The sequence below is a fragment of the Granulicella sp. L46 genome, from assembly GCF_009765785.1.
GTDB lineage: Bacteria > Acidobacteriota > Terriglobia > Terriglobales > Acidobacteriaceae > Granulicella.
The window spans coordinates 406,890-430,738 of record NZ_LMUT01000025.1 but is presented as its reverse complement, the minus strand read 5'-3'; the positions used below and the strand labels follow the sequence as shown (position 1 = coordinate 430,738).

Annotated in this window: 20 protein-coding genes; 10 read left to right on the top strand and 10 right to left on the bottom strand. The window is 55.0% G+C overall.

The genetic code is table 11. The features are described from left to right. Window positions 1-16 precede the first annotated feature (16 nt). From GSQ80_RS21805 to GSQ80_RS21790, 4 genes are all read right to left on the bottom strand, one after another. Window positions 17-874, bottom strand: coding sequence for a cupin domain-containing protein (locus tag GSQ80_RS21805; protein ID WP_254059848.1), 858 nt, complete (start codon window positions 872-874; stop codon window positions 17-19). 94 nt (window positions 875-968) lie between these two features. Beyond that, a complete protein-coding gene (locus GSQ80_RS21800) occupies window positions 969-2,855 on the bottom strand; it encodes a right-handed parallel beta-helix repeat-containing protein (protein WP_158789739.1) in 1,887 nt (628 codons plus the stop codon). Window positions 2,856-3,094: 239 nt separating this feature from the next. Beyond that, window positions 3,095-6,508 (bottom strand): TonB-dependent receptor, encoded by a 3,414-nt coding sequence (locus GSQ80_RS21795; RefSeq protein WP_256369929.1) that lies wholly within the window; start codon window positions 6,506-6,508, stop codon window positions 3,095-3,097. A 226-nt stretch (window positions 6,509-6,734) separates the two neighbouring features. Beyond that, window positions 6,735-8,765, bottom strand: coding sequence for an alpha-N-arabinofuranosidase (locus GSQ80_RS21790; protein ID WP_254059846.1), 2,031 nt, complete (start codon window positions 8,763-8,765; stop codon window positions 6,735-6,737). 330 nt (window positions 8,766-9,095) lie between these two features. On the opposite strand from GSQ80_RS21790, the gene GSQ80_RS21785 reads away from it, so the two are divergent. Further along, a complete protein-coding gene (locus tag GSQ80_RS21785) occupies window positions 9,096-9,860 on the top strand; it encodes a FadR/GntR family transcriptional regulator (RefSeq protein ID WP_158789737.1) in 765 nt (254 codons plus the stop codon). Between the two features lie 439 nt (window positions 9,861-10,299). On the opposite strand, the gene GSQ80_RS21780 is transcribed toward GSQ80_RS21785, so the two are convergent. Both GSQ80_RS21780 and GSQ80_RS21775 read right to left on the bottom strand, forming a co-directional pair. Further along, complete coding sequence (locus GSQ80_RS21780; RefSeq protein WP_158789736.1) at window positions 10,300-11,061, bottom strand: heme-binding domain-containing protein; 762 nt, start codon at window positions 11,059-11,061, stop codon at window positions 10,300-10,302. Beyond that, complete coding sequence (locus GSQ80_RS21775) at window positions 11,058-12,053, bottom strand: metallophosphoesterase (protein WP_158789735.1); 996 nt, start codon at window positions 12,051-12,053, stop codon at window positions 11,058-11,060. Before GSQ80_RS21775 ends, GSQ80_RS21780 begins: the two co-directional genes overlap by 4 nt. Window positions 12,054-12,174: 121 nt before the next feature. Between GSQ80_RS21775 and GSQ80_RS21770 the strand changes: the two genes are divergently transcribed. From GSQ80_RS21770 to GSQ80_RS24025, 5 genes are all read left to right on the top strand, one after another. Beyond that, window positions 12,175-12,774 (top strand): RNA polymerase sigma factor, encoded by a 600-nt coding sequence (locus GSQ80_RS21770; protein ID WP_254059845.1) that lies wholly within the window; start codon window positions 12,175-12,177, stop codon window positions 12,772-12,774. Then, a complete protein-coding gene (locus tag GSQ80_RS21765) occupies window positions 12,771-13,547 on the top strand; it encodes an anti-sigma factor (RefSeq protein WP_158789734.1) in 777 nt (258 codons plus the stop codon). Before GSQ80_RS21770 ends, GSQ80_RS21765 begins: the two co-directional genes overlap by 4 nt. A gap of 258 nt (window positions 13,548-13,805) precedes the next feature. Continuing rightward, window positions 13,806-14,354: a dihydrofolate reductase family protein gene (locus tag GSQ80_RS21760; RefSeq protein WP_158789733.1), complete on the top strand. Its 549-nt coding sequence runs from the start codon at window positions 13,806-13,808 to the stop codon at window positions 14,352-14,354. Then, a complete protein-coding gene (locus GSQ80_RS24030) occupies window positions 14,344-14,874 on the top strand; it encodes an SRPBCC domain-containing protein (protein ID WP_371315756.1) in 531 nt (176 codons plus the stop codon). Before GSQ80_RS21760 ends, GSQ80_RS24030 begins: the two co-directional genes overlap by 11 nt. Further along, the gene (locus tag GSQ80_RS24025; RefSeq protein WP_158789731.1) at window positions 14,852-15,205 is read left to right on the top strand and encodes a metalloregulator ArsR/SmtB family transcription factor; all 354 of its coding nucleotides are present in this window, start codon (window positions 14,852-14,854) and stop codon (window positions 15,203-15,205) included. Before GSQ80_RS24030 ends, GSQ80_RS24025 begins: the two co-directional genes overlap by 23 nt. 124 nt (window positions 15,206-15,329) lie before the next feature. Here GSQ80_RS24025 and GSQ80_RS21745 read toward each other — a convergent pair whose 3' ends face one another. The 4 genes from GSQ80_RS21745 to GSQ80_RS21730 all read right to left on the bottom strand — a co-directional run bounded on the left by GSQ80_RS21745 (window position 15,330) and on the right by GSQ80_RS21730 (window position 18,227). Next, the gene (locus tag GSQ80_RS21745) at window positions 15,330-15,824 is read right to left on the bottom strand and encodes a GNAT family N-acetyltransferase (protein WP_216850514.1); all 495 of its coding nucleotides are present in this window, start codon (window positions 15,822-15,824) and stop codon (window positions 15,330-15,332) included. Window positions 15,825-15,952: 128 nt separating this feature from the next. Beyond that, complete coding sequence (locus tag GSQ80_RS21740) at window positions 15,953-16,903, bottom strand: DMT family transporter (protein WP_158789730.1); 951 nt, start codon at window positions 16,901-16,903, stop codon at window positions 15,953-15,955. A 128-nt stretch (window positions 16,904-17,031) separates the two neighbouring features. Further along, a complete protein-coding gene (locus tag GSQ80_RS21735; protein WP_158789729.1) occupies window positions 17,032-17,769 on the bottom strand; it encodes a dienelactone hydrolase family protein in 738 nt (245 codons plus the stop codon). Next, window positions 17,766-18,227, bottom strand: coding sequence for a gamma-glutamylcyclotransferase family protein (locus GSQ80_RS21730; RefSeq protein ID WP_158789728.1), 462 nt, complete (start codon window positions 18,225-18,227; stop codon window positions 17,766-17,768). The genes GSQ80_RS21735 and GSQ80_RS21730 overlap by 4 nt, the downstream gene beginning before the upstream one ends. A gap of 103 nt (window positions 18,228-18,330) precedes the next feature. Between GSQ80_RS21730 and GSQ80_RS21725 the strand changes: the two genes are divergently transcribed. The 4 genes from GSQ80_RS21725 to GSQ80_RS23560 form a co-directional block, all read left to right on the top strand. Next, window positions 18,331-19,350 carry a LysR family transcriptional regulator gene (locus GSQ80_RS21725; RefSeq protein WP_158789727.1) on the top strand — a complete coding sequence of 340 codons (1,020 nt, stop codon included), beginning with the start codon at window positions 18,331-18,333 and terminating at the stop codon, window positions 19,348-19,350. A 636-nt stretch (window positions 19,351-19,986) separates the two neighbouring features. Then, the gene (locus GSQ80_RS21720; protein WP_254059844.1) at window positions 19,987-20,985 is read left to right on the top strand and encodes a DNA recombination/repair protein RecA; all 999 of its coding nucleotides are present in this window, start codon (window positions 19,987-19,989) and stop codon (window positions 20,983-20,985) included. Beyond that, a complete protein-coding gene (locus GSQ80_RS21715) occupies window positions 20,967-22,490 on the top strand; it encodes a DNA polymerase Y family protein (RefSeq protein ID WP_371315755.1) in 1,524 nt (507 codons plus the stop codon). Before GSQ80_RS21720 ends, GSQ80_RS21715 begins: the two co-directional genes overlap by 19 nt. Further along, the coding region (locus GSQ80_RS23560; RefSeq protein WP_254059887.1) for a PHP domain-containing protein at window positions 22,483-23,849 on the top strand (1,367 nt) is incomplete at its 3' end. The genes GSQ80_RS21715 and GSQ80_RS23560, both read left to right, overlap by 8 nt.

Sequence of the window (23,849 nt, the reverse complement as noted above, 5' to 3'; positions counted from 1 at the left end):
TCACAAATAATCTGGATTAGCGTTTTGGCATTGTCGCCTGGATGAATGCTTCTTTGGCGGCCATGTCGCGCGCCACACCAATCACCATTAACTCCAATGGAGCGTTGCCATTGTTGGCAAACGCTTTTCGCTGTCCTAGCCGGACTGGAATCGCGTCGCCCGTTTTGATTGGCGCGGTCTTGCCATCGACGGTAACTTCACCGTTACCCTCCAGAACGTAATAGACCTCACTCATGTCAGGCTGTGCATCCGGACCCGCCGATGTTCCGGGCGGAAGGAGTAGGTGATCGATATAAGACCACGAAGTGAAAAACACACTTGGTTCCAGGACGCGACGGTATTTCACCGTGCCGGTCCCGTCACGAAAAGCGGGAACATCTTTCAGGAGCGAGCGATCCAGATGCATGGTGATAAACGTAGGGACGGGATCTAGAGAAGCACCGACCCGCGTATCTCCAAGGTTGAACATGTCGTAAATTTTCGTTAGTCCGACGTTTATATTGAGCCATTGCACCGGCTTGTCGGTCGCGTTGTAGATGCCGTGGGAATGGCCAAGCCGTGCAGGTGCGCCAGAGCGCGCAGTTAACAGCGACGTTCGTCCGTCAACCGTAAACTGCGCCTCACCGTCGAGGATGATGAACATTTCCTCGCATCGGTTGTGAAAGTGAGCCCCGATCCCGCTCTTTGGTTGAATGACCCCTCGGTGCAAGAAGATCAGATTCGTGTCCAGCGCGTCGGTACCGAGAAGCGGTCCGAAGTCCATTGAACCCGCACCCTGATGTACCGCTTCGATGTGCCGATACTTCGCGGGATCTGTGTGCACAACCGTCTGGGCGCCTGCTATTCCTGTCACCAATGGCAGCAACAAGATCAATGACCAACACCGTCCATACCGCTTTGTAAACAGAAATGGCATTAAAAACGTCCTCTCTTGGACCACGCCAGGTGTAGTTTTTACTGATTGGGCTCTATCGACGCGGATCAACGTTTCGCTTTTCTGTGATCTCTTCTGCGAAAGGTCCTGGGAATCTTTCTTTGCCTGTCGTGTGTCCGAAGAAGTCCGTGTCAAGATGATCGAATACTGGAAGCTTCACTAAATCCGTGGGATAGGTCAGAGTGAGCTCTAGAGTGTCAGGATCAAAGGACGCCTTTATGTCAACAACTTTTCCGTGTTTGTCCCAGTCATGCTCTTCCTGCCACATCGCCAGATCAAGCCACTGCTCCGGGACATCGTCTACCTGATAAGTAGTCGGCCCGGTCACTCTCAAGTACCCGCCAAAATAAGGCATTTTGCTGAAGACGTTGCCATCCGAGTGGTTAGTTGTTGTAGTGAACTGAATTGCTTCTAGCCCGATCGAATGGAAGACATTGTTGTAAATCTGGTTGTTCCATCCATCAGCCGTGTGGCCGTAGCTTCCGATCAGGCGCGGCGCCGCTAGACCGGTGGTCATCGATATCCCGGCTCGGCAATCAAGAAACAAATTATTTGCAACAATCAAGTTGTTTGTGTCGCGGATAAGCACTCCGGCTGTGAGTCCGGAAAAGATGTTGTTATCTATCTCATTGGGCAACGCGGTTGCTTCTATATGAATTGCGTGTGGATTGATTTCACCCGGGATGTCTGCAAAGATGTTTCCCGTTAAACGGGTGTTCTCATTCACCGTGTCGAGCCACACTCCGTTCGCATGCCTGATATGGCGAATAACGTTTCTTCGAAACAGGAGATCCACGGCGTTGTGCAACTTCATCGCCGCCGACTCGGACATGCCCGCGGCATCTTGCCAGCCAATCCATTCGAAGAGGTTGTCCTCTACGAGGACGCCATGTAAGCCCCCTGGATTTCCCGCTCCACCTAGACCCTCGATACCGCAATATCGAAAGGTATTATGACGCACGACGTCGAAGCCGAGAGTTTCGGGTGGCATCGTTGCATCCCACACCTCGTCGCCAATATCCAGACCGATCGAGTTCGCCCACTCGAACGTATTGTCTTCGAAGATCCAATGATGGCCCCGGTTGGTCGACACTAGGCCGCGCTGTGGCATCGGGAATCCATTCCCCGCATATTGAAACTCAATGCCTTTGACTCGGATATATCCAAGACCGCGCTGAGACGGAGAGAACACTGTCTCCTTCGTCGTGATCTCTATTTTGTGACCCTCCGGATTGGCATCGTTGTTGAGCCGGATGTGCAATGCCATCCCGTTGTTCTCAATCCATACGCGTCCTGCGGCGCCGCCGATCTCGTCATAGAGGTTGTTCTGCGGTTCCTCAACGATGGTGGCGTTCACCGCGCGCGACCCAGGCCGAGGAGGACCAGCCGGATCTGCAAGATCTGCAAAATTATCGACCTGAGTGAGCGGTTTACCGTCCACGAACACCAGCCCGCGGTGCCTGTAGTAGGTCGCCAGATTCAGACTCGTGCGAAGCCACGGCATGTTGTATCCCGGCTGTCCCGGCGGATGATTCCCTACCGATACTAGGTACGCTTTCTGTTGCGGGACATTGAGGAGCCCGAAGGGGTTGTAGCCACCAAAGAGATTGCCGTCGAGTTTGGTTTGGAAAATTTGGGGGTCGCCCTTATGGGGGCCACGATAGGTAAAGCCTGTCGAAGGCTCCCATGCGGTAACGATTGCAGCTCCAGACACGATCACATGAGCGTTGGGAGCGGCCTCATAACTGATCACTTTGTCCGGTCCTGTTCCTCCTCTCGCCGGATCGACACTCTCCCGGTAAAGGCCTTCTGCGATGACCACCCGCTCCCCGGGCAGAAGCACCTGCGCCGCTTTGCTAATAGTTCGGAAAGGCCTCTCTTGCGTGCCGGGATTCGCGTCGTCTCCGTTGGAGGCACTCACGTAGTAGGTCTTCGAAAACGTGAGCGGCTTCTCCCAGAAATGAAATTCACTACCGTTAGGAAGCGTCGTGTCCGAAGCAGCGTATGCGCTAACTCCAAGGCAGCACAATGCGCTTAGGAGAAGCAGCGATCTAGTTCTTGAATATAATGGCATCGTAACCTCTGACTCCTACGTAGTGGGGAGATATTGAATTTGAAGACGCGTGAATCGACGACCTGGCATTTCGCACTGTCAATGCATTAGAACGTGATCTTCGCAGCAAACTGCAGGTTCCGCGGGGAATAGGAAGGGTTAGTCTGAGTGATTTTGCCGAATGCGGAATTTGGAGCCGCTGGCGCTGTGCACGTTGGCGCTCCCGGGTGCAGCGTATAACTACATGACGGAGTGAAGGCGTTGGTCTGCGACGCTCCGGCCGCGATGTAATATGCAGGTGTGTTCGTTAGATTGAAGGACTCAGCGCGGAGCTGCAGGCTGACCCTGCTCGTTATGCGAAAATTGCGAAAGATCGAAACGTCGAGATGCTGGAAATGAGGTCCATAAAGTTGATTCCGACGTTCATTTCCGATCACGCCGGGAGCTGGCTGCACAAAGGCTGTCGTATTGAACCAGTGGTTGATCCCGGGATTCTTTAGGATCGGATTGGCGATCTGCATGGGCCGATCAGTGCCGCCGCCCAATCCGGACTTGAACACGCTTTGGCTGAACGTAGTCGATGCGTCGGTAACCGTAAACGGATTTCCGGTATTCCAGATGTACACAATATTGAACTGGTAACCAGTCAGCAACGCTCGGCTGAAGCGATTCCAGCCCTTACCCCAACTTGATGCATAACTCGCGGTGAATGCTGTGCGCTGCCTCAGGTCTAAATCGCTATTGCCGTAATCAACTGACGAATAGTCATATGGATTCATGTTGCCGAAGCCGGACGCACCTTCATTGCTGATGCTTGAAACATTGTCCATATCGTGAGAAAAGGTATAGTTCGCCTGGAAGCTCAGTCCGTTTGAGTATCGCCGCTGAAACGTCAATTGCAGCGCGTGATAACTCTGCGTACCGCCGTCGGTCCAGTATTTGACCGACCCAATGTTGGGGTAGGTCGCGAAGGTGGGCCGATTCTGCAAGACCAGCTCAGCGGGGGTGTAAAGTGCGGGGTTTGGAACATTCATGTCATATAGGGGCGCAGGAACGTGCCGACCCAGCGCCCCCACATAGGCAATGGTGAAAACGTTCAGATGAAACTGACGTTCCACCATCAAGTTGAATTGTTCTGCCATGCCGTTTTTCAAGTGGCGATCGACACTCGTAAAGCTAAGGCCCGGACTGTTGATGTTTTGGACGGTCGGAACTGGCATTCCCTGATCAAATCTTGTTGGCGCAGTCGGAATGGTGCTGCACAATGGCTGTACTTGCGTCGCCGCGATGCTTCCTGCGGCCGCTCGCTCTGCCTCAATCTCCACTGCTATGTCTGACCCGCAGTTCGGATTAAATGTTGAGTTGAAGGGAATGTTCTTCATGGTAGCCATCGTCGTCATTGTTCCTGGGTAGAAACTGATGCCGAAGCCACCACGTACTACTGTCCCAGGCAAGACAGAATAGGCAAATCCCACGCGCGGCGAAAAGTTGCTGTAGTCTGTCTGCACCCCGGCCGTTGCTCCGACGCCATTCTCGCCCGCGACGTAGAGCTGCTCATTGAAGGGGTCAAAGTTGGATTGATAATTATGCGCTTCCGTGAATGGCGTAAATATGTCATATCGAGCGCCATAATTTAGGGTGAGTTTCTCATTCACACGCCATGTGTCTTGGGCGTAGAATCCGGGTTCCCAAACACGATAATCAGGAGTATTCAGGTTCACCGTTCGTTGTTCGGTGGTGAAGGCTCCAACCAAAAACGATGCCAATCCAGCCGATGTTGTCGAGTCGCCGGGAACAGAGAATGTGTAGTTGCTGTTCGCGCTGATGCTTTGCAAGACGCGCACTTGCCGCCGAATCAACACTGCTCCGAATTTCATTGTGTGACGGCCGTGTGTATAGCTCAGATTTCCGTAGTACTGATAGGTTCCGGTCAAGTTTTGGAGCGGTTCATACTCGCTGTCACCGAGAGGCGACAGGCTATTGCTGAAGGTTAGTACTGGAAGAGCGCTGCTCGCCGGTCCGTAGTTCACATTCGTCGGAAATCCGAAGGCTGTCGCCGCATTCGTTCCCTGGTTCGGTGCGGACGCTGTATTGTTGACACGATCGTAGGCGGCCTTCAATTCAAGCAGAAAGTTGGGCGTAAATACATGGATGTAGTTGAGCTGATAGCTATACGCAGTGTTCAGCGCTGGCCCGCTATATCCGTTTGGGCCATTACCTGGGCTCAGGACCAGACCACTGAAGTCAACCGAAGGCATATTGGCTCCGATATATGTGCTTACATAGTTCATCGTGAATCGCCCGAAGACTGAATTAGAACTATTGAAACGGTGATCAACGCGCGCGTCTCCAATATTTGAAGTTTGAGTATTCACGGGAACATACACATAATTCAGTTGCGTCGCGTTCGCTCCGCCCGTGTTCGGTAGCGGATAGAACTTGAAGTAGTTCACTGCAATCGGATCTACCGGATATGGCGCGGTCGCCGGATCTGCATCCTTGATCCCTTCTGGACCAGCCTCCTGCTCTGCCAGCGTCGGTACTGTATTCAAAACTGGATTCTTCCCTTGTGTCTGCGTGAAACCTTCGTAAGCTACAAAAAAGAAAGTTCGCCCTCTGAAGATTGGACCGCCTACGCTTCCACCAAAATCGTTCTGCCGCAATGCCGCTTTCGGACTGAACGGCGTGAGCTCATTGGGAGTTGGGTTGAAGGGGTTGCGCGCGTCAAACACCGTGTTCTTTATGAACTCAAACGCGGAGCCGTGCAGCGAATCGGTGCCAGACTTCGTAAGTACGCTGATGATGCCGCCTGGTGCGCGGCCCACCTCGGGCGCGTACTCATTCGTCTGCACGGTGACTTCTTCAATCGCATCGATCGGCGGCTTCACACCGATCGTTCCGATTACACGCTCGTTGTTGTCAGTGCCATCGATCAGCTCGTTATTGAGCGTGTCCTGCTGGCCATTTACTGAAAATGAGCTGGTTTGACGACGGTCGTTCGGGCGACCGCCGCTGGACAATCCGTTCGGATTCGACGCCTCATTCGCTCCCGCTGTAAACGTGATCAGGCTTGTTAGGTTGCGCGTCGGCAACGGTAGATCAGCCGCAGCCTGTTGACCGATCGTTGTCTGCATCGTCGAGCTGTCTGCCTGCAATAAGGGCAATTCACTCGTAACTTTGACCGTTTCTCCAACGGCGCCGGGCTGCATGGCCGCGTCGGCCCGACCATGATCGCCACCTTGCAATCCGATATCTGGAATTTCAAACGTTTTAAATCCCGGCGACTCCACCCTCACGGAATAATGCCCCGGCTGGAGAAATGTGAAACCGAAACCCCCTTCACCGTTACTTTTCGCGACCTGGGAAACATGCGTATCTACGTTCGTGAGAGTCACAGTCGCGCCTGGAATTGCCGCACCCGTTGAATCCGTGGCCGTGCCTGTTAAATCTGCTGTAGCGACTTGGCCAACTGCAACGCCGCAAAGAGTTGCCGCTACCAAAGCTAAACCGAGAAGCCGCATTAGTTGGCTGCTGGTCTTTTCAATGAGATTTTCCGCGCGACATACAAATTTAGCTTCGGGTTTCATATGTTTTTCTCGAATAACTACACGTTGTGCGGGTTTCCGCTGTTATCGTTGAGCCCTTCCCTCGGCATGTTCGGCTACGGGAGGGCCTCCTCAGATCCCGGCTTGCCTCGAAAAGAACAACACTGTCTTGCATATCCACTTTTGCTTTCGTGACTAACCCTTACTGCTTGATTGCAAACCGATACACGTTGATACTGATCGGGGCAACCGATATATCCTCTTTGGCATTGACCACTTGCTCGGTCACGGTGACCTCCGCAGGTTTTCCCACCGAGTTGACCGCTGTCACGGTCTGGCCTGTAAGTGTCCACACAGTTCCATCCGTGGAGAGCGTTCCTCCCCTCACCAACGGCACCAGTGACTGCGTACTATTGGTGGGGTTCACTACGCCAAGGGTTAAAAACTTCCCGTCCTCGGTAGTTGTTGCAATCACATCAAGGGGATAGGTCGGACTGCCCGCGTTGACCTTAGGTTGCTCACCGCCGATCGGCCACTTGGGTGCCGGCTGTGGTGAGTTACCATCCAACTCCACCGGTATATTTGCGAGATGATCGCGGTAAAGTTTGAACATCAACCCATTCGCGTTGTATTCCGCGCGAGTGTTGTTGTAGTCCAGCGTCGAAAGTCCCATCGTGAACGCCGACATCTTCATGTCACTGGTGTGGCGGAACATCTCCTGGAGCACTTCCGCATAAGCCAGCGCCAGCTTTAGATTGCTCGGACCGCCGGTATATGCCCATTCATCCATCGACAAAAATAGGTTCTTCTTCGCAATCTCCGGGAAGCGAATCTTATAGTCGTCCCATTCTTCAGCTTTCTCGCGTACCCGGTTGGATGGATGGCGAATCCACTCCACCTGCGTCTCCTCCACCGGTACGTAGCCCCAGCGATGTGGTGGAGTTGAAATTCCATTCCTCGCATACGGTGCAATCGTGATGTCGAAACGGGTGCCCATCCGCGCGTACCAATGCTCGCTGATTCCATCGAAATTGCCCATGCTGCTCGCTAACATGCCACCAGTCCAATCGGTTTCGGTTCCCGGAATCGCCATCGTTACGCCAGCGGTATACGCGGCATTGCCCAGCACGGTCATCTCGTCCAGCATCGCGCCCGATGCGATCACCGTGATGCTGGGGTCCACCTTGCGCATCGCAGCCGCGAACAGGTTGTGTTTGAAGGGGTAGTACTGAATCGACATGTGACCAAATTGCCACCAGCCGTATGGTTCATTTCCGACGTTCCAAAGTTTCACCCCATAAGGCTCGGGATGCCCATTTTTCGCCCGCAAGGATCCCATCGGCGTGGCTACCGACCCGTTCATGTACTCCACTTGGTCGGAAGCGGAGGTCGCGTCACCGAAGCCCGCATTCACGGTGATGTAAGGCTCTACTCCGATGAGACGACACAGAGTCATCAGTTCGTCCATTCCAACGTCATTTGGCTGGACCGCGCCCCACACAGGATCCCAGTTCGGTGCTCGATGGTCGCGGTCGCCCACAGCGCCGCGCCACTCATATGCCGAAATGTAATTACCCCCGGGCAAGCGCCACATACCCGAATGAAGATCTCTGAGCCGTGCGATCGTATCTTTTCGAAAACCCTCCAGATTGTCTACGGGCATCAGCGAAACGGCGCCCACATGAAACGAACCAGAGCCCAGCCCCGTGAGAGAAAACGTTCCGTGTTCGGTGTCATCTTGTGAAGTGAACTGAAGTGGAATTGATGCATAGGCTGCCTGCACACGTCCCAGCTCTACCGTCTGTTTTTGCCCGCTCCCGTCTCCCCAAGACAAGGTGGCCTGTACACGAACGCCAGGTGTCTTGCGGATTACGATATGACCTACGTACGCTTTGTCCTTTTCAAGCGCTAACCCTGTTTGAGCAAATCCGTGCGCCTCGATTTCATCAGTCAGCACCTCGGGACTTTGCGCGCCCGTATACGCTGATACGTTGTCCATCACCACGAAGCGGTCGGCACCTACCGGCCGCCACCGCCGGCTGCGCATCCGAAGGGCACGAGCGGCGTCCTGGGCATCAGTCGGTAGTGGCGTATCTGGTGAACTGTCGATTGGATTGAAGAATTTACGGTCATCGAGCATTTCAGCCCATAGCCCGTGGTTTATGAGGTTGCCGCCGTGCTCGATGAACATGCCGTAAAGGTTCGGAGAGATTGGAGCCTGCTTGGCGCGCAAGTTAACCGATCCTTCGAGTCTCGAGGGTGCCTTCGTGGCCACAGGAGCCGCTTGGGGAGCCTGTCCATTGGCTGTCCGGGTCGCCAATACCGCCGCTGCGGCGAACAACAAATACGCGAGTCTCCGATCCATGTCCTCCCTTTCGCATCGCCGAAATACAAAACCCTTCAGCGAACGGCATACTAGGCATATGGCCATACCATCGTCAATAGAAAAATTAGACTTCCCAGATCGGGGAGGATGAGGGACCGCTTGCGCGGGAGTGACACTGCGCCGGAAACGCGGGTTTCTTGTTAGGCTGAAACCGGAAGTACGTGGAGAATCCGGCATATGCCCAAACAGCCGATAGGCCTTTCGGCCGTCCGTTCGAAAATCAAGCCCATCAAGAAGGTATCGATCAGTGAAGACATAACCCGTCAACTGGTTGCCTTAATCATGAGCGGGCACTTGGAGTCGGGACAGCGGCTTCCGTCAGAGCGTGACCTCTGTATCCAATTCGGCGCCTCCCGCACTGCTCTGCGCGAAGCCTTGCGTTGCCTTTCCATCGTCGGAATTCTCGACGCCCGCGTTAGTGCGGGCACGTCCGTTGCTCTCGATGGCTCGAAGTTTATGAGCAAGATCTTCGAATGGCGTCTCATCACCGAGCATCACGACGTTCGGGATCTTCTCGAAGTTCGCATTGCTCTGGAGAGCGCCGCGGCAGCGAACATGGCTGCGAATGCAACCCCTGAACAACTAGCTCGGCTCCAGTCATTGCTCGACCGCATGGAGACGGCCCAATCGAATACAAAACGCTTTGCTGCACTTGATCTTGATTTCCACATGGCCATAGCTGAAGCATCGACCAATCTGATGCTGACAAGGCTGATCACTCTCATTCGCGAGCATTTTGTCCGAGGTGTCGCTAGAGTGTTGCTTTTGCCTGATGCGATACCACTATCGCTAAGTGAGCACAAACCAATTGCCCGTGCAATCGAGCAGCGCAATCCGCAAGCCGCCGCCGCGGCAATGGAGTCACATCTGTCAGCCGCGCTTCTTCGCTACAAAAAGGCCGCCGATGTTGACGTAGCCGACGAGGCCAGGATTCTGCCATAGCTTTTGTGTCGATTCGTCGGCAGCGGGTATGCGGTGAGTTCGAGTGACTCCGGAACTGAAAACGTGGCCCGATATAAATGCGCCGTATCTGCACGGCTAAGATGAAGCCTCTTGCGAGGTTCATCTTCTGGTCATCGATTAGAATTGGCATGTTGAAGCCGAACGACTCAATGCTCTGATCGCCAATGCCTTCATCGAGAGAGGCAGAGCCTTCCAGTGAGATGCCCGCAAAGTCGGCTTTTCGTCAACTTCGCCGTTATTGCCGATAACGCCGTTTTTCGAGAACAACGCGGGCATTGGCCTGTTAGCCTCAGTCGAGAATTATCTCCAGAAGCATTGGCGAATATCGTCGAAGCTCTCGCTGCCAATCCGTGTCGGGCCGCGTGGACCGGTTAAAGCCTCGGTTTTGCCCACCAGGTGCGCTCTGGCCGAGTCTTCTTCATCGTTTAAAATAAGCAATCAAATCCGACCGCTCCTGGGCCTTCGGAACACTAAAGTCCATCGTGGTATTCGGCACTAACTTATCTGGATCTCTGAGCCATTTCTCGAGCGTAGCCTCGTCCCATGTCATACCAGAATTCTTCAACCCAACAGAGTAGTCGAACCCTGCCACGCTCCCGGCCTTTCTCCCAAACACTCCGGTCAGCCTCGGTCCCTCGCGGTCTCCGTCCATCGCATGACAGCCCGTACACCGTCGCTCAAACACGGCTTTTCCGCGCGCCGCATCTCCCGCTTCACCCGCACCGGCCGCTTCACCAACTCCATTGCCCATCCTCGAAAGCACCGCAACCTCCGCCGGCGTCAGCCTCGCCCCCCAATGCAGCGCACGGTATTGCGCAGGTGGCATGTCCCCGCTCTTTGCTTCCTGAATGATCTTCCCGATCAGCACATCCTGCGCGTCGCCAGGCGTTCGCTCCCACGTCGACAGATTCATCTTCCTGCGCGCCTCCATGACATCCTGCTCCATAAGCCATGACCCGGGAACCAGCCGTGCATACACCGGCCACCGCGTCTCGTTCGAGTGACAGTCCGCGCATTTTGTGATCAGAACCTGCTTCGCATCCGCAGACATATTAGCGCCTTGCAGCAGTGTGCCGAGACCCCTTGCAGGCTCCTCACGCGGATTCCCGAACGGATGCACAAATGCCAGCCCCACTCCGGCAGCGGCACACAATACGATCACGGCTCCGATGCGTTTCAAGCGCCCTCCGCCAGCGAGTGATCGACTACCGCGAGGTGGCTATGTCCGCGAACCACCTTGACCTTCGTGATGCCGAGCACGCTCTGCAGCTTGCCTGCGGGAACCGCCATCGGTCCAGGGTTCGGCGCCGTCCCCGGCGCAGGCTGCGGAAATGCGGTAGCCATCGCGGTATGAAAGGCAACGTTCCCCTCGATTTTTTGCACCACTTGATGAATGTGGCCGTTCAACACCGTGACTGATCCAAAGCGTTTCAACAATGCCAATGCCTGCGTGCCATCGGCCGTGCCCCAGCCCCACTTCTCATAGACCATCCACAGCGGAATATGCGCAAACACCACAATCGGTGTCGAAGCACTCAAGCCAGCCAGATCGGCCTTCAGCCACGCAAGCTGCTCTGCGCCCAAGTTGCCCATCGCGTCAACCTGAACACAATTGTTCAGCCCCACAAAGTGAACGCCCTTGTGGTCATAGCTGTACCAGCCATTTCCAATCGTGCCTTTACCGAACCGCCGCTTGTACAGGACACCGTCATCGACAGAAAAATCATGTTCCCCCGGAATGTAAAATACCTCTCTCACCTTCGCACTCTTAATCACTTGCACTGCCGTATCGAACTCCGCAGCCTTCGCGTTCTGCGTGATGTCGCCGGTATGAATCATGAAGTCCGGCAGCTTCATCCCCGTCGGGACCACATTGATCTTGTCGATTGCCTTTTGCAACGTTCCCGTTACATCTGGATTAGCGCCCTTGTTAAACCCAATGTGACTATCGCTAATCTGGACGAAGGAAAAGTCCTCTACCTTCCCAATCCCGGTACCAGCCTTCGCCGCTTGGGCCAGCAGCCTGGACGTTGGAATTCCGCCCGCCATCGTCCAGAGCAGCCCCGTGCCCGCCCATGCCATGCATCCCAGAAAATTCCGCCGATCGATCCCATCCCCGGCAGGCTGCACCTGGTTCTTCTGCACTACTTCGTCTTCCTTAAACCGATTCATATCCGTCTCCCTTGGTCTTAATTACCTTCCCAATGGAGAACTACGGAACCCTGCATTTATTCCAGACAACCCGAAAATAAACGCATGGAATAAACCGGCCGCAATTTGGTTTACGGTTAATATGTCTCGCGTTCCAGGCCATCTCGCCGGCCCATTCCACCTTCAGTACACCGAGGCATCTCGCACCATGTCCTCCGACACCACTAGCGCATCCTTCGAGCAGCTTGCGCTACCCCTCCTGCCATCGCTCTACAGTCACGCTTTCTGGCTTTGCCGCAACCATGCGGAGGCAGAAGACCTCGTGCAGGAGACCCTCTCCAAAGCTCTTCGCGCGTTCGACTCCTTTCAGACCGGCACCAACTTTAAAGCATGGGTCTTCCGAATCCTCCGCAACACGTTCCTCACCTCGCGTACTGGCATCGCGGCCTCGCGAACAGTTTTTCTTGAAGACCATCCCGACCTGCTCGGTACCACCGATGCCGGTCCGACACCGGAAGATCATCTCATCAGCCTCAACAACCAGGCGGCAGTGAACCAAGCCCTCGATCAGCTTCATCCACCGCTTCGCGAAGTTCTACTCCTTTGCGATGTCGAAGAACTCAAGTACAAGGACATTGCACTGGTCCTCGATGTCCCCATCGGCACCGTCATGTCGCGCATCTCGCGCGCCCGCCGCACTCTTCATCAACTGCTGCAACCGCAACGGGGGGAATCGTTATGACGCAGACAACGCAAGCCACCGGACATCTCGACCCGGATCTACTCAATGCCTTCATCGATGGCGAGCTATCTCCCACCGAGTCAAACGGCATTCAGCAACACCTGGCCGATTGCCACCCCTGCGCCTTGCGCGTTCTTTCTGCTACGCAACTCAAAACCGCCACCGCCCGTGCCGCGCGGCGCTTCGCCGCTCCCCCGGAAGCACTCGCCCGCCTCGCTGCACAGCTTCGTCCTCAGGAATCAAAGAGAACGGCTCGCAGCTACTCGTTTCGTTCCGTCGCATGGGCCGGGTTGGCTGCCGCCCTCGTGCTTGCCCTATCACTAGGCGGTTGGTGGCAAGCCCATCAAGCCAATACCCTCTCCGCAGAATTGCTCGATCAACATCTCGCCACTCTTTCCAGCGGTGCTTCCCCTGAAGTCCTGTCGACTGACCGTCACACCGTAAAGCCCTGGTTTCAGGGCAAGCTACCGTTCAGCTTCAACCTACCCGACGTTCTTCCTGCCGACACGACGCTCAAGGGCGGCAATCTCGCCTACTTAAACGGCCAACCTGCGGCGCTGCTCCTCTTCACCATCCACAAGCATGAAGTCTCCGTCTTCCTCACGCAGCGCTCCGGCAGCCCCATCGCCACCCCACTGCCCGGCACTCGCTCAGGATTCTCTATCCATTCCGCCACGACCCATGACTTACGCATAGTCGCCGTGAGTGATGTCAACCCCGCCGACCTGGATCTTCTCGTATCGGCCATCGAACAAACCCAATCGCCCCGTTAGGGGTGACATCGGAGAGTTTCTCGCGCCTCGATCGATAAGGATCGTGAAACATGCGTGCAGGAATCAGAGACTCTCGTTTTGCTCATAATCGCCAATGCACTCACCGAGAAGGAGAGGGCCTCAACACGCTAGCGCCCTGTATGCCGGCGAATACCGGACAAGATCAGATCCTCAAGGCTTTGCGGTGAATCCGGACTTGCAGCCCGCCTGTGTTTGACATTTAAGCAAAAACTAAATAAACAATAACCAGGAGGATTTATGAGGGCTTTACGCGTGTTCGAGTCGATTTCGATCGACGGCTATTTCGCCAATGAGACCAACGATATGAGTTGGGCGCATGCGGGCCATGGAGACCCTGAATTCGGAGCATGGCTTGGCGAAAATGCCAGTTCCGGCAGCGAGCTTTTGTTCGGGAGAAAGACATACGAGATGATGGAGGCTTACTGGCCTACACCGATGGCGGCACAACAGATGCCAGTAGTTGCTAAAGGCATGAACGCCGCCAAAAAATATGTGGCATCGAAAACCATTCAACCCCAGTGGAACAATACCGAATTGCTCAAAGGGGACCTTATCGAGGCAGTACGCGCTCTCAAGGAATCCGCAGGACCCAATGTCGCTGTGTTAGGCAGCGGAGACATCGCTTCACAGCTTGGGGAAGCCGGATTGGTCGATGAATATCAATTCGTAATCGTGCCGATCGCCTTAGGTGCTGGACGCACAGTATTCACTGAAGGGTGCGAGCTACGGCTCGTGAATCAGCGCTTATTTCGTTGTGGCAACATCGTGGTGACATATGCAGCCTAGGGGCACCCTCCATGCCGATGGAGACTTCGCTACCCTCACGTTTCAGCGAACATACCCACACGTGCTCGAAGACGTGTGGGAAGCGATCGCTACACCACAAGGATTACAGGGTTGGCTAATGTGTACCTTCGCTAACATTGAGGGCCGCCTTGGTGGACGAATTGAGACGATCTCCGGACCGGCCGGATATTATTCCGTTGGGAAAATCCTTGCATGGGAGCCGCCTCGCATCTTCGAATACGAATGGAACGTTGCTCCGACCCCAGAAATGCCGCGCGGCGAGAACGCCATCTTTCGGTACGAGTTGACTCCTGACGGTCTCACAACGCATTTGTTCGTTACCTACAGCAAGATAACGAAGCAGACGGCCCGCGGCTTTCTTCCTGGTACTCACGCGTTTCTTGATCGACTGGAAGCTCAATTGGACAAAGCTTCTTTGCCTCACTGGGCCTCAACCTTTGACGGACTTAGCGTACTGTACCCAGAATGGACCGGCCATGCGCCCCACTCAGGCAAATGATGTATTTCACGCTATCGCGCATCCAACGCGTCGCGCCATCCTTCTCAGGCTAAAGGCGAGCGAATGCGCAGCGAACGAATTGGCAGAGCCGTTTCAGATAACGTTCGCCGCTATCTCTCAGCATCTACGGATTCTGGAAGATGCCGAACTGGTCTCTGCACGCCGCGATGGCAGGTATAGGTTCTATCGGCTCCGTCCCGAACCATTGCAGGACGTTCTTGACTGGAGTAACGAATTTGCGGCCTTCTTCGAGCAGCGACTAGACGCACTTGGGTCGTACCTGGATAAAAAGCATGGCAAGTCTGCGAGCGGGAGCAAGAAGAACGCATAACAGCCTCGAGAATGTTGATGTCTCTCTGGACTCAAAGCACAGATGATTTCGAGCGGTCCACTACCCCTCGCCACCTTAATCCGGCACAGAAGAGTCCAGAGGTAGCGTGGCAACGTCTCCCGAATCAAAGGTGCTTTGCAAGGTATTGAACACGCTTGCCGGATGGAATCAGGCTATCGCCAACATGATTGAACCCCAACCGGTTGTGAAATAAATCCGAGACGGGATTTGGCGGGTCTGAATTCACTTCGCAAACAATCAAGTTCTGCGATTGCGACCTAGCGAGTTTGAACAGGTCCTCGTAGAGTGCGCGGGCTACCCCTTGGCCACGGAATGCAGAATGTACAACGATTCGATCCACATAGATGAAATTCTCATAACGGGCTCGGAACCAGAGGAAGTTGAAGTTTTCGTACAGGGCATTCTGATCAAAGGCGATAAGAAAACCCTTATTGGGAGCGATGCCGCGAGCGTAGACGGCATTATGGATCATTGTCTCGAATTGTGGTTTCTCTACCCAGGAAAGTTCTCTAGCGTGCACATTATTGAGTGCTATCAGCGCATTCGCGTCGAGTGCGAGCATCGACACGATTTGCATTGCTCCAATTGGCGGATTCATGATCGGCCCCCTCATAAAAATAATTTCGGGTGAATTTTGGATTATTGGGATGACAACCAAGTAGGGATCGATCCGACACTTGAAGAATGGTGATTTCCCCGCATAGTGTGACCAGACACTTCATAACATTAATCAACTGGCTCAACTGGCCGCTGCGCAAATTGCGCTGGATTCTGATTCCTTTTCTCACGTCCAGCTGTATTTAGAAGCATCACGCCGGCGAGAGCAAAAGTGCCTCCTGCTACGGTAGAAAACTGCAGGCTTTCGTGTAGCCAGAACCAGGCAATAATGAATGAAAGCACGGGAATGGCGTAAAGCAGGCTAACCGCTCGCGTGGCAGGCAGACGGGAAAGCACAACTGCCCACGAGAGATATGCGAGCGCTGCTGGAAAAATTCCGAGATATATCACCGCGAGCGTGGCTTGGAGTGAAGCTTCTCTGCAGGCAGTCGCAAATCCCGGAAGAAATACCAGGCTCACCAGCGTCCCGCTCCATATTGCGTAGCAAGTCAACTCCAACGGTTGGTAGTCGGCGAGAAGTCTTTTTTGCAGAATGACGAATATGGATTGAAGCGCAGCCGCGAGCAAGACCAAGAATGCCCATGGATTGAACGCAACACGGTTACCGGAAGTAGTCACGATGATGGCGACTCCGCCCAAGCTCACGATTAGGCCGATCCAACCCCGCAGCAGGATGCGTTCTTTCAAGAGGAGCACCGCAAGTACGGCCGTTATAACGGGAGCACAGTTGACCAGAAGACTTGCTGTTCCGGAAGACACATGGGTTTCTCCGAAACTGAGTGCAAGGTTGTACCCCGTAATGCCAGTCAGTCCAAGTACGAAGAGCGAGGGAACATCCTGTAACTGTGGAACCCTGACCCGCTTGAATGGGGCAATGAAAAATAGCGCAACCGATGCTGTAAGCAACCGTAGTAACACCAAATGCTGCGGAGCGTAGCCTGACAAGCCGACACGAATGCCCGCGAATGCTGATGCCCACAGCAGGAGGGTTACACCGATTGAAAGAGCGAGCACCACGTTCTTCGCTCCGGCTGAGTTACTGAGTTGTGGACTATTCATAATAAATATCCGCGATCTAGAACTAATTCTGCATTCAGCAAGGACCACCAGTTGCATGGCGCTTCGACCTTTACGCTTATCTCATCCGAACGCCTGCTCGAGATCCGACGGTGACATTCTCCAGATGGTTACAGCGGCCCAAGAGTTTCCTCAAGAAAACTACAGGTTGCTACCCATGATCGACGATCCGCTGTTTCGTCGTAGTAGATCCCACTGCGACGGTTGTTAGCAGCGGGGTTCGTAAATGCATGTGCTACCTGACCGTAGAGGAGCATCTGCCAGTCGGAACCGGCATCGGACAGCTCACGAGTCAGGGCCAAAACATCTTCCTCTGGTGCAATCGGGTCTTTCCATCCGTGAATGACGAGAACCTTCGCTGTAATCGCCCGTGTGTGCGAAAACTCCGGTGCATTCAAACTGCCATGAACACTCACCACGCCCCGTAGTTCCGGCGGAGCAGCGCGTGCCAAATCGAGCGCACATAGGCCGCCGAAGCAATATCCAATAACGGCGATACGGCTGGTATCTGCGAAGGAATGTCGCCTTGCTGCGGCGAACGCCGCAAGCAAGCGGCGTCTGAGCAAAGCCCTGTCACCTATGTAAGGAGCCATAAGCTCCGTATTATCGTCGGATGCACCGCCACGAATGCCCTTACCGTATACGTCGAGTGCGAATCCGAGATACCCCAACCGGGCAAGGTCCGACGCTTTGGCTCGGATCTGTTCGTTTGGGCCGTCCCATGCATGAGCAATCAATACACACGGTCGCCTTGCGCGGCTTAATGTATTGAAGGCAACGTGACCTTCACAAAGCACTTCTCCGTCCCTGTATTCGAGTGGTTCATTCAACACATCCACCGTGCTCACCTATCTTCCTCTTTCCTGGGCGGCAGACCGAACGATTCCACATGGGCGACATACCACTCGGGGTGCCCCATCGACCGCACGCATTGAGCAAGCTGCTTGACAAATGCGGGATCCGGTGCAGATTCAGGCAGCTGTGGAACGATGTAGCAGAGTGCTGGCAAAACGAAGCCCTCTCGCGTGGTCGCTAGGACCGCTTGGGGGACGTATTTGATTCGGAAGTTCTTCTCCAGGCCAGAGTAGATAGTTGTGAGGTCTTCATGTGTCACGGTCATCAGCGCCCCGAACACGACCGCACGATCAGATGGGACGAGATTCGGTCGAGGGCGCACGACGAGGTCGAACCCTGGTAGCTTCGCAGGAATCGCGTCAGTGACCGTTACCCCGAAGTCTTTCATCACTGTGGAATCCATGATCGTGCCATAAAAAAATGCCCAAATTGCATGTCGTGCTGTCGTCATCCATTTCTCCAAGAGGGAGCGTCTGTTTGATCAGTGTCCCCTTTCGAGATTCATTGCGTCCAACGATTTGTTTCGATATAACTAATCGGTAGGGACGATTAATATGTATGAGCTTCGCCAGCTAAGAACGTTCCAGGCCGTAGCGGCCCGACAAAGCGTGACGCGTGCTGCAGCCGTCTTGGGCTACGCGCAGTCAAGCGTGACCGCTCAGATCCAGGCATTGGAAGAGGATCTCGGGGTTCAGCTTTTCGACCGGATCGGCCGCCGAGTTGAACTGACGAATGCCGGTCAAATGATGGCGAGCTACACAGATCGGATTCTTTCCTTAGCGAGTGAGGCTCGCACAGTTGTCGGTAATGGTCGCAAGCCGAGTGGTGCATTAACCATTGGGGCGTCAGAGACATTGCTGACTCATCGTCTACCACGCGTGATCAGCAGATTTCAAAAGATGCATCCTCAGGTAGAGATTTCAGTAATAGCAGCGGATAATTGCGAATTCCATGCTGGACAGCTCAAGCTGGACTCTTCGATCGAAATAGCGTTTGTGCTTGATCAGCAGCACAAGAGCGGCAACCTGATCGTAGAGACTCTGTCAGTGGAGGATGTTCTTATCCTGGTTTCGCCCGGACATCGACTCGCTTCCGTCAATCGATTGAATGCGGACATGCTGAGGGACGAGCAGGTGCTTTTAACTGAACGAAGTTGCGGCTACAGAGTGCTCTTCGAACGAGTTGTCTCGGAGGCAGGCGCTGCTCTTAACAAGACCCTTGCACTTCCCAGCATCGAGGCGATCAAGAGATGTGCTTCAGCGGGTATGGGCGTCGCCGTGCTGCCCCGGATTGCTGTCGAGGAAGAATTGGCACAACATCAATTGGTCCCCTTATCCTGGCCAAAAGACAAAATTCGTGTTTATTCGCAGATGATCAGACACTCGGAAAAGTGGCAATCGTCTGCGCATGTGGCATTCTGGCAGCTTGCGAAACACATGCTTACAACTGATGATGTAAGCCACAAAGTGCCTCTGTCAGCCACTCTGCCACTGAAATCGGTCAGTAGGCATAGTAAGTCCAACCTTGCATCTCCAACACACAATAGCGCCCGGCACCTGACATCTGGACTCTAACTGCGCAAACAGAGCGGGCCGTATACTCAGGACTCAGACTTGGTGGAGGACTATCTTTCGATAACTGACGACATCTTTTGGGCGCGTCGAATCTCTTCTGCCCCAGACCATGAGCGCGGGCGGTAATCTTTCGCGGCGATCATCATCCATCGTGTAGCTGACAGTAAGCCTCGGGAGCGATTGGGTGTTAACAAATACTCCTCGAACAGGCGGTCCGGACTGGGCAATGCAGCCTTCATCGGTTTGGGAAGGGTGAGTTAGGAAACTCGCCGGCGCCGGCGAGTTACGAAAACGTGACGTGGGACCGGCGGGCGCGCCGGCCACGACGAACCTTTGGGTGTTGCTAAATCCCAGGGTCCGGGTTTTCTCCTGGCCAAGTTGCGGAAACACCGTTTTCCGACGGCTAGACTGAAAGCCAAGGGGCTACCTTGCTTGTCTCGCCCTATACAGAAGGTGATCTTTGACTCCTGAACTCCCTTAAAAATCTTTACGCGATAAGATCTTTTTTCAGATACTTACGGAACGACTGCATAGTTTCTACTGTATTCGCGAGTTGTACATCTTGGGGCAATAAGCGAAGATTAAGCGAAGATTATGCGCTCCGCAGCCGCCCTCCATACCCAGATCGAAGCTGCCTTGGCAGACCGAATCCCGTCCGCTCTCACACCTGCGGTGAAAACGATTCGAGAGGTCGTGCCTACAGGCATTGCAACGATTGATACCGTCCTGGACGGCGGACTTCCGGTAGGCGCTGTAACAGAGATGATTGGGGCAGAGTGCTCTGGGAGAACGGCTCTCGCTCTTTCGTTCGTGGCTCAGGTCACGAAGGCGGAGAGAGTCTGTGCGTGGATCGATGTATCGAACGCGCTCAGCCCTGAATCCGCCGCTGCATCCGGCATAGACCTGAAACGGCTTCTCTGGGTTCGCTGCGGCGTACAGCCTGCCAGTCAACCTGCGTCCTCTTCGCAAGACACCTTCGTACTACCTGAGCAGTATCTTGCGCCGCCCGCAGCGAAGAGAGGACTGCATGGTGGCGGCTTCGGCCCGCATCCTCGCACGGAGACAAAGGGTCTGTCCGATGGAGTCAGCGGCTTGCTACGACGTGATGTCGTCGCCCCCCGCTGCGCCGAGCCGCAACGAAGGATTCAGGTTGAACGAGACGCAGTTGAGCCATACACTTTTCAGCCCTCTAAACGCCACCCTCTTTCACCTCACACAGCAAAGCCATGGTCGAGGATCGAGCAGGCATTGCGCGTCACCGATCTGCTGTTGCAGGCCGGCGGATTCAGTGCAATCGTGCTGGACCTGGGAAGCATTGCACCTGAATACGTCTCGCGCATACCTCTGGCGACATGGTTCCGCTATGGCACGGCTGCGGAGAGGAGCCGGACGAGTGTCCTCCTGCTGACACAACACGCCTGCTCGAAGAGCAGCGCTGGACTTGTCCTGCGTCTCCAAGCAGGACCACCGTTCTCCGGGGAGAGCACCGTGCTTGTCGGTCTTGAACGCCATATCGAGGTATCACGTCAGCGATTCACCGAAGTCTCGGCGAACGTCGTTCCCTTCCACAAGTCTCCGCAACGGGCAAGCGGTGCCGACTGGCAAAGCAAAACAGTATGGGCAGGCATTCGATGAACCATGTCGGCGAACTGTATGCGTGCTTGTACGCGAAGGAGTTTCCTGCGCAAGCGATCTTGCGGCTGCGGCCAGAGCTGCGAGGACAGCCCGTCGTTGTTGTCGAAGGTGAACCACCGCTGCAAACGGTTTGCTCGTTCAATGCGAAAGCCCGCTATCTGGGCATAGTCCGTGGGATGACGAGAGTAGAACTGGACACCTTCTCTTCGTTGATCGTGCTTCCACGATCACGTTCGGAAGAGGTCTCGACACACGCGGTCCTGCTGGAGTCCGCGGGCGCCTTCTCCCCGCGCGTCGAAGATCGTAGCGATGGCTGCTCCTTCCTCTGTGTGATTGATATTGCGGGGACGGAAAAACTGCTTGGCACGCCTGAAGTGTTAGCGCGGAAGTTGTTGCGTTGTGTGCAAGCCGTTGGGGTAAGCGCATCGGTTGCGATGAGCAGGAACTTCTACACTGCGCTGTCCTGTGTTCGCGGCTCATCCACACGCATCACGCTCATTGAACCCGGCAACGAAGGCCCAGCTCTCGCTCCGTTGCCGCTCAACGTTCTGAACGTGTCAAGCGAGCACGCTGAGACGTTTGCTTTATGGGGTATCCGCACACTCGGCGCCTTGGCAGCTCTTCCAGAAAAGGAATTGATTGCACGTATAGGGCAGGAAGGCAGACGCCTTCGCCAATTAGCTCGGGGCGAACTCCCCCATCACTTCGTGCCGCATGAAGCGGCCTTTGAGCTTCAAGAACGAATGGAGTTGGATACGCCAGTCGAGCAGCTGGACTCACTCCTTTTTGTCTTAGGAGTCATGTTCGAACAGCTCACCGTTCGCGCTATGGCCCGTGTCCTTGCACTTGCGTCGGTCATTATCACACTGTCCTTAGAGGGCGGTACCACGCACGTCCGAACGGTACGACCGAACCTTCCCACCAATGATCGCTCGCTGTGGATCAAGCTGGTGCATCTCGATCTGGAGACGCATCCGCCACAGGCCGCGATTGTTGCGGTCACTCTCACTGCTGAGCCCGGTAGCACCAGCAAGGTGCAGCTCGGCTTGTTTTCTCCCCAACTGCCGGAGCCAATGCGTCTAGATGTAACGCTCGCACGCATCCGCGCTCTGGTGGGGGATGAGTGCGTGGGCAGTCCCGTACTCCGAGACACGAACCAACCCGACAGCTTTCGTGTCGAGCCCTTCAAAGTCCCGCCAGTCCATAGCCCCTCGTCCACGACTGTTAGCTCTTTGACGGCGATGCGACAACTCCGTCCGCCGCAGAGGGTGTCGATCACGTTGCGCGATCGGCAACCGGCATCCTTCGTTTTTCGAGATTGCAGGTATGAAGTGGAACACGCCTACGGCCCCTGGCTGGCCGAAGGCGATTGGTGGAACCGTCAGGCCTGGGCGCTGGAGCAATGGGACCTGATTGCCCGGTCCAGAGACGGGGTGATGATCTGTTGTTGCCTAGTACGCGACCTGAAAGAGCAGTCATGGCAGGTGGTGACGCTCTATGACTGAGCGATACATCGAACTGCACTCCTCAAGCGCCTTCAGTTTTCTTGAAGGCGCTTCGCAACCTGAGGAGCTTATCAAGCGGGCCGTAGAACTGGAGATGCCCGCGATGGCATTGCTCGACCGCAATGGTGTCTACGGTTCTGCACGGTTCCATACAAGCGCGAAGCGGAATAACGTCCACGCTCATGTCGGAGCCGAGATTGCCGTATCGAGCTTCGGAAACCGGCTCACCCCTCCCGCGTGGCTCCCACACCTACACCCCGTAGAACCCGCGCGACTGCCTTTGCTGTGTGAGTCGCGGGTCGGCTACCAAAATCTTTGCCAGCTCATTACCCGCTTCAAGATGCGGGAGAGGGTCAAGTGCGAAGGAGCAGCTACCTTCGACGACTTGCAGAAATACTCCGCCGGGCTGGTCTGCCTCACGGGTGGTGACGAAGGCCCGTTGGCCGCTGCGCTTGTTAGCGGGGGTGAAGAGGCAGGCCGTGAGACGGTCGAACAGCTGATAAGGACTTTCGGAAGAGGTAGCGTTTACATCGAAGTCCAGCGTCACCGTGAACGTGAGGAGGAATGGCGCAATCAAGCGGCAATCCGAATCGCCGAGTCTTTGAAGCTGCCAGTCCTCGCCACCAATGGAGTTCGCTACGCCACGGCATACGACCGCGAGGTACTGGATGTCTTTACCGCGGTGCGCCACCATATCGATCTCGACCACGCAGGTCGTCTACTAGCTCTCAACAATCGGCGGCATCTGCGCTCTGGGCGAGAGATGGCGGCGCTCTTCCGTGATATGCAGGGAGCTGTGGCGGAGACACTTGAACTCTCCGCTCGTCTGCGGTTCCAACTGGGTGATCTCGGTTATGAGTTTCCACGCTACCCGGTGCCGGATGGCGAGACGATGGACAGCTTTCTTAGAAAGCGAGTCGCCGAAGGTGTGATGCGCCGCTACGGGCCGAAGAATGACTCTGCTTTGCTGGAACGAGCTAAGAAACAAGTCGATCACGAACTCGATCTGATCGCGCGGCTTGGCTTCGCAGGATACTTCCTCATCGTTTGGGACATCGTTTGTTTCTGCAAGGAGCACGACATCCTGATTCAAGGCCGCGGCAGCGCGGCGAACTCTGCCGTCTGCTATGCGCTCGAAATTACTGCTATCGACCCGGTAGGGATGGAGCTGCTCTTTGAGCGATTCCTGAGTGAGAGCCGTGGTGAGTGGCCGGACATCGACCTCGATCTCCCCTCCGAAGACAAGCGAGAGAAGGCTATCCAATATGTCTACCAACGATACGGCGAGCTCGGAGCAGCCATGACGGCGAACGTCATTAGCTATCGCGGCAAGTCGGCGGCGCGGGAAGTTGGTAAAGC

Coding starts and splice junctions, on each gene's coding strand:
- GSQ80_RS21760 (WP_158789733.1), top strand. CDS start 13,806: ATGAGGGCTTTACGCGTGTTCGAGTCGATTTCGATCGACGGCTATTTC.
- GSQ80_RS21795 (WP_256369929.1), bottom strand. CDS start 6,508: ATGCGGCTTCTCGGTTTAGCTTTGGTAGCGGCAACTCTTTGCGGCGTT.
- GSQ80_RS21765 (WP_158789734.1), top strand. CDS start 12,771: ATGACGCAGACAACGCAAGCCACCGGACATCTCGACCCGGATCTACTC.
- GSQ80_RS21715 (WP_371315755.1), top strand. CDS start 20,967: ATGGGCAGGCATTCGATGAACCATGTCGGCGAACTGTATGCGTGCTTG.
- GSQ80_RS21745 (WP_216850514.1), bottom strand. CDS start 15,824: ATGAATCCGCCAATTGGAGCAATGCAAATCGTGTCGATGCTCGCACTC.
- GSQ80_RS24025 (WP_158789731.1), top strand. CDS start 14,852: ATGCGCCCCACTCAGGCAAATGATGTATTTCACGCTATCGCGCATCCA.
- GSQ80_RS21770 (WP_254059845.1), top strand. CDS start 12,175: ATGTCTCGCGTTCCAGGCCATCTCGCCGGCCCATTCCACCTTCAGTAC.
- GSQ80_RS21785 (WP_158789737.1), top strand. CDS start 9,096: ATGCCCAAACAGCCGATAGGCCTTTCGGCCGTCCGTTCGAAAATCAAG.
- GSQ80_RS24030 (WP_371315756.1), top strand. CDS start 14,344: ATGCAGCCTAGGGGCACCCTCCATGCCGATGGAGACTTCGCTACCCTC.
- GSQ80_RS21725 (WP_158789727.1), top strand. CDS start 18,331: ATGTATGAGCTTCGCCAGCTAAGAACGTTCCAGGCCGTAGCGGCCCGA.
- GSQ80_RS21775 (WP_158789735.1), bottom strand. CDS start 12,053: ATGAATCGGTTTAAGGAAGACGAAGTAGTGCAGAAGAACCAGGTGCAG.
- GSQ80_RS21730 (WP_158789728.1), bottom strand. CDS start 18,227: ATGACGACAGCACGACATGCAATTTGGGCATTTTTTTATGGCACGATC.
- GSQ80_RS21740 (WP_158789730.1), bottom strand. CDS start 16,903: ATGAATAGTCCACAACTCAGTAACTCAGCCGGAGCGAAGAACGTGGTG.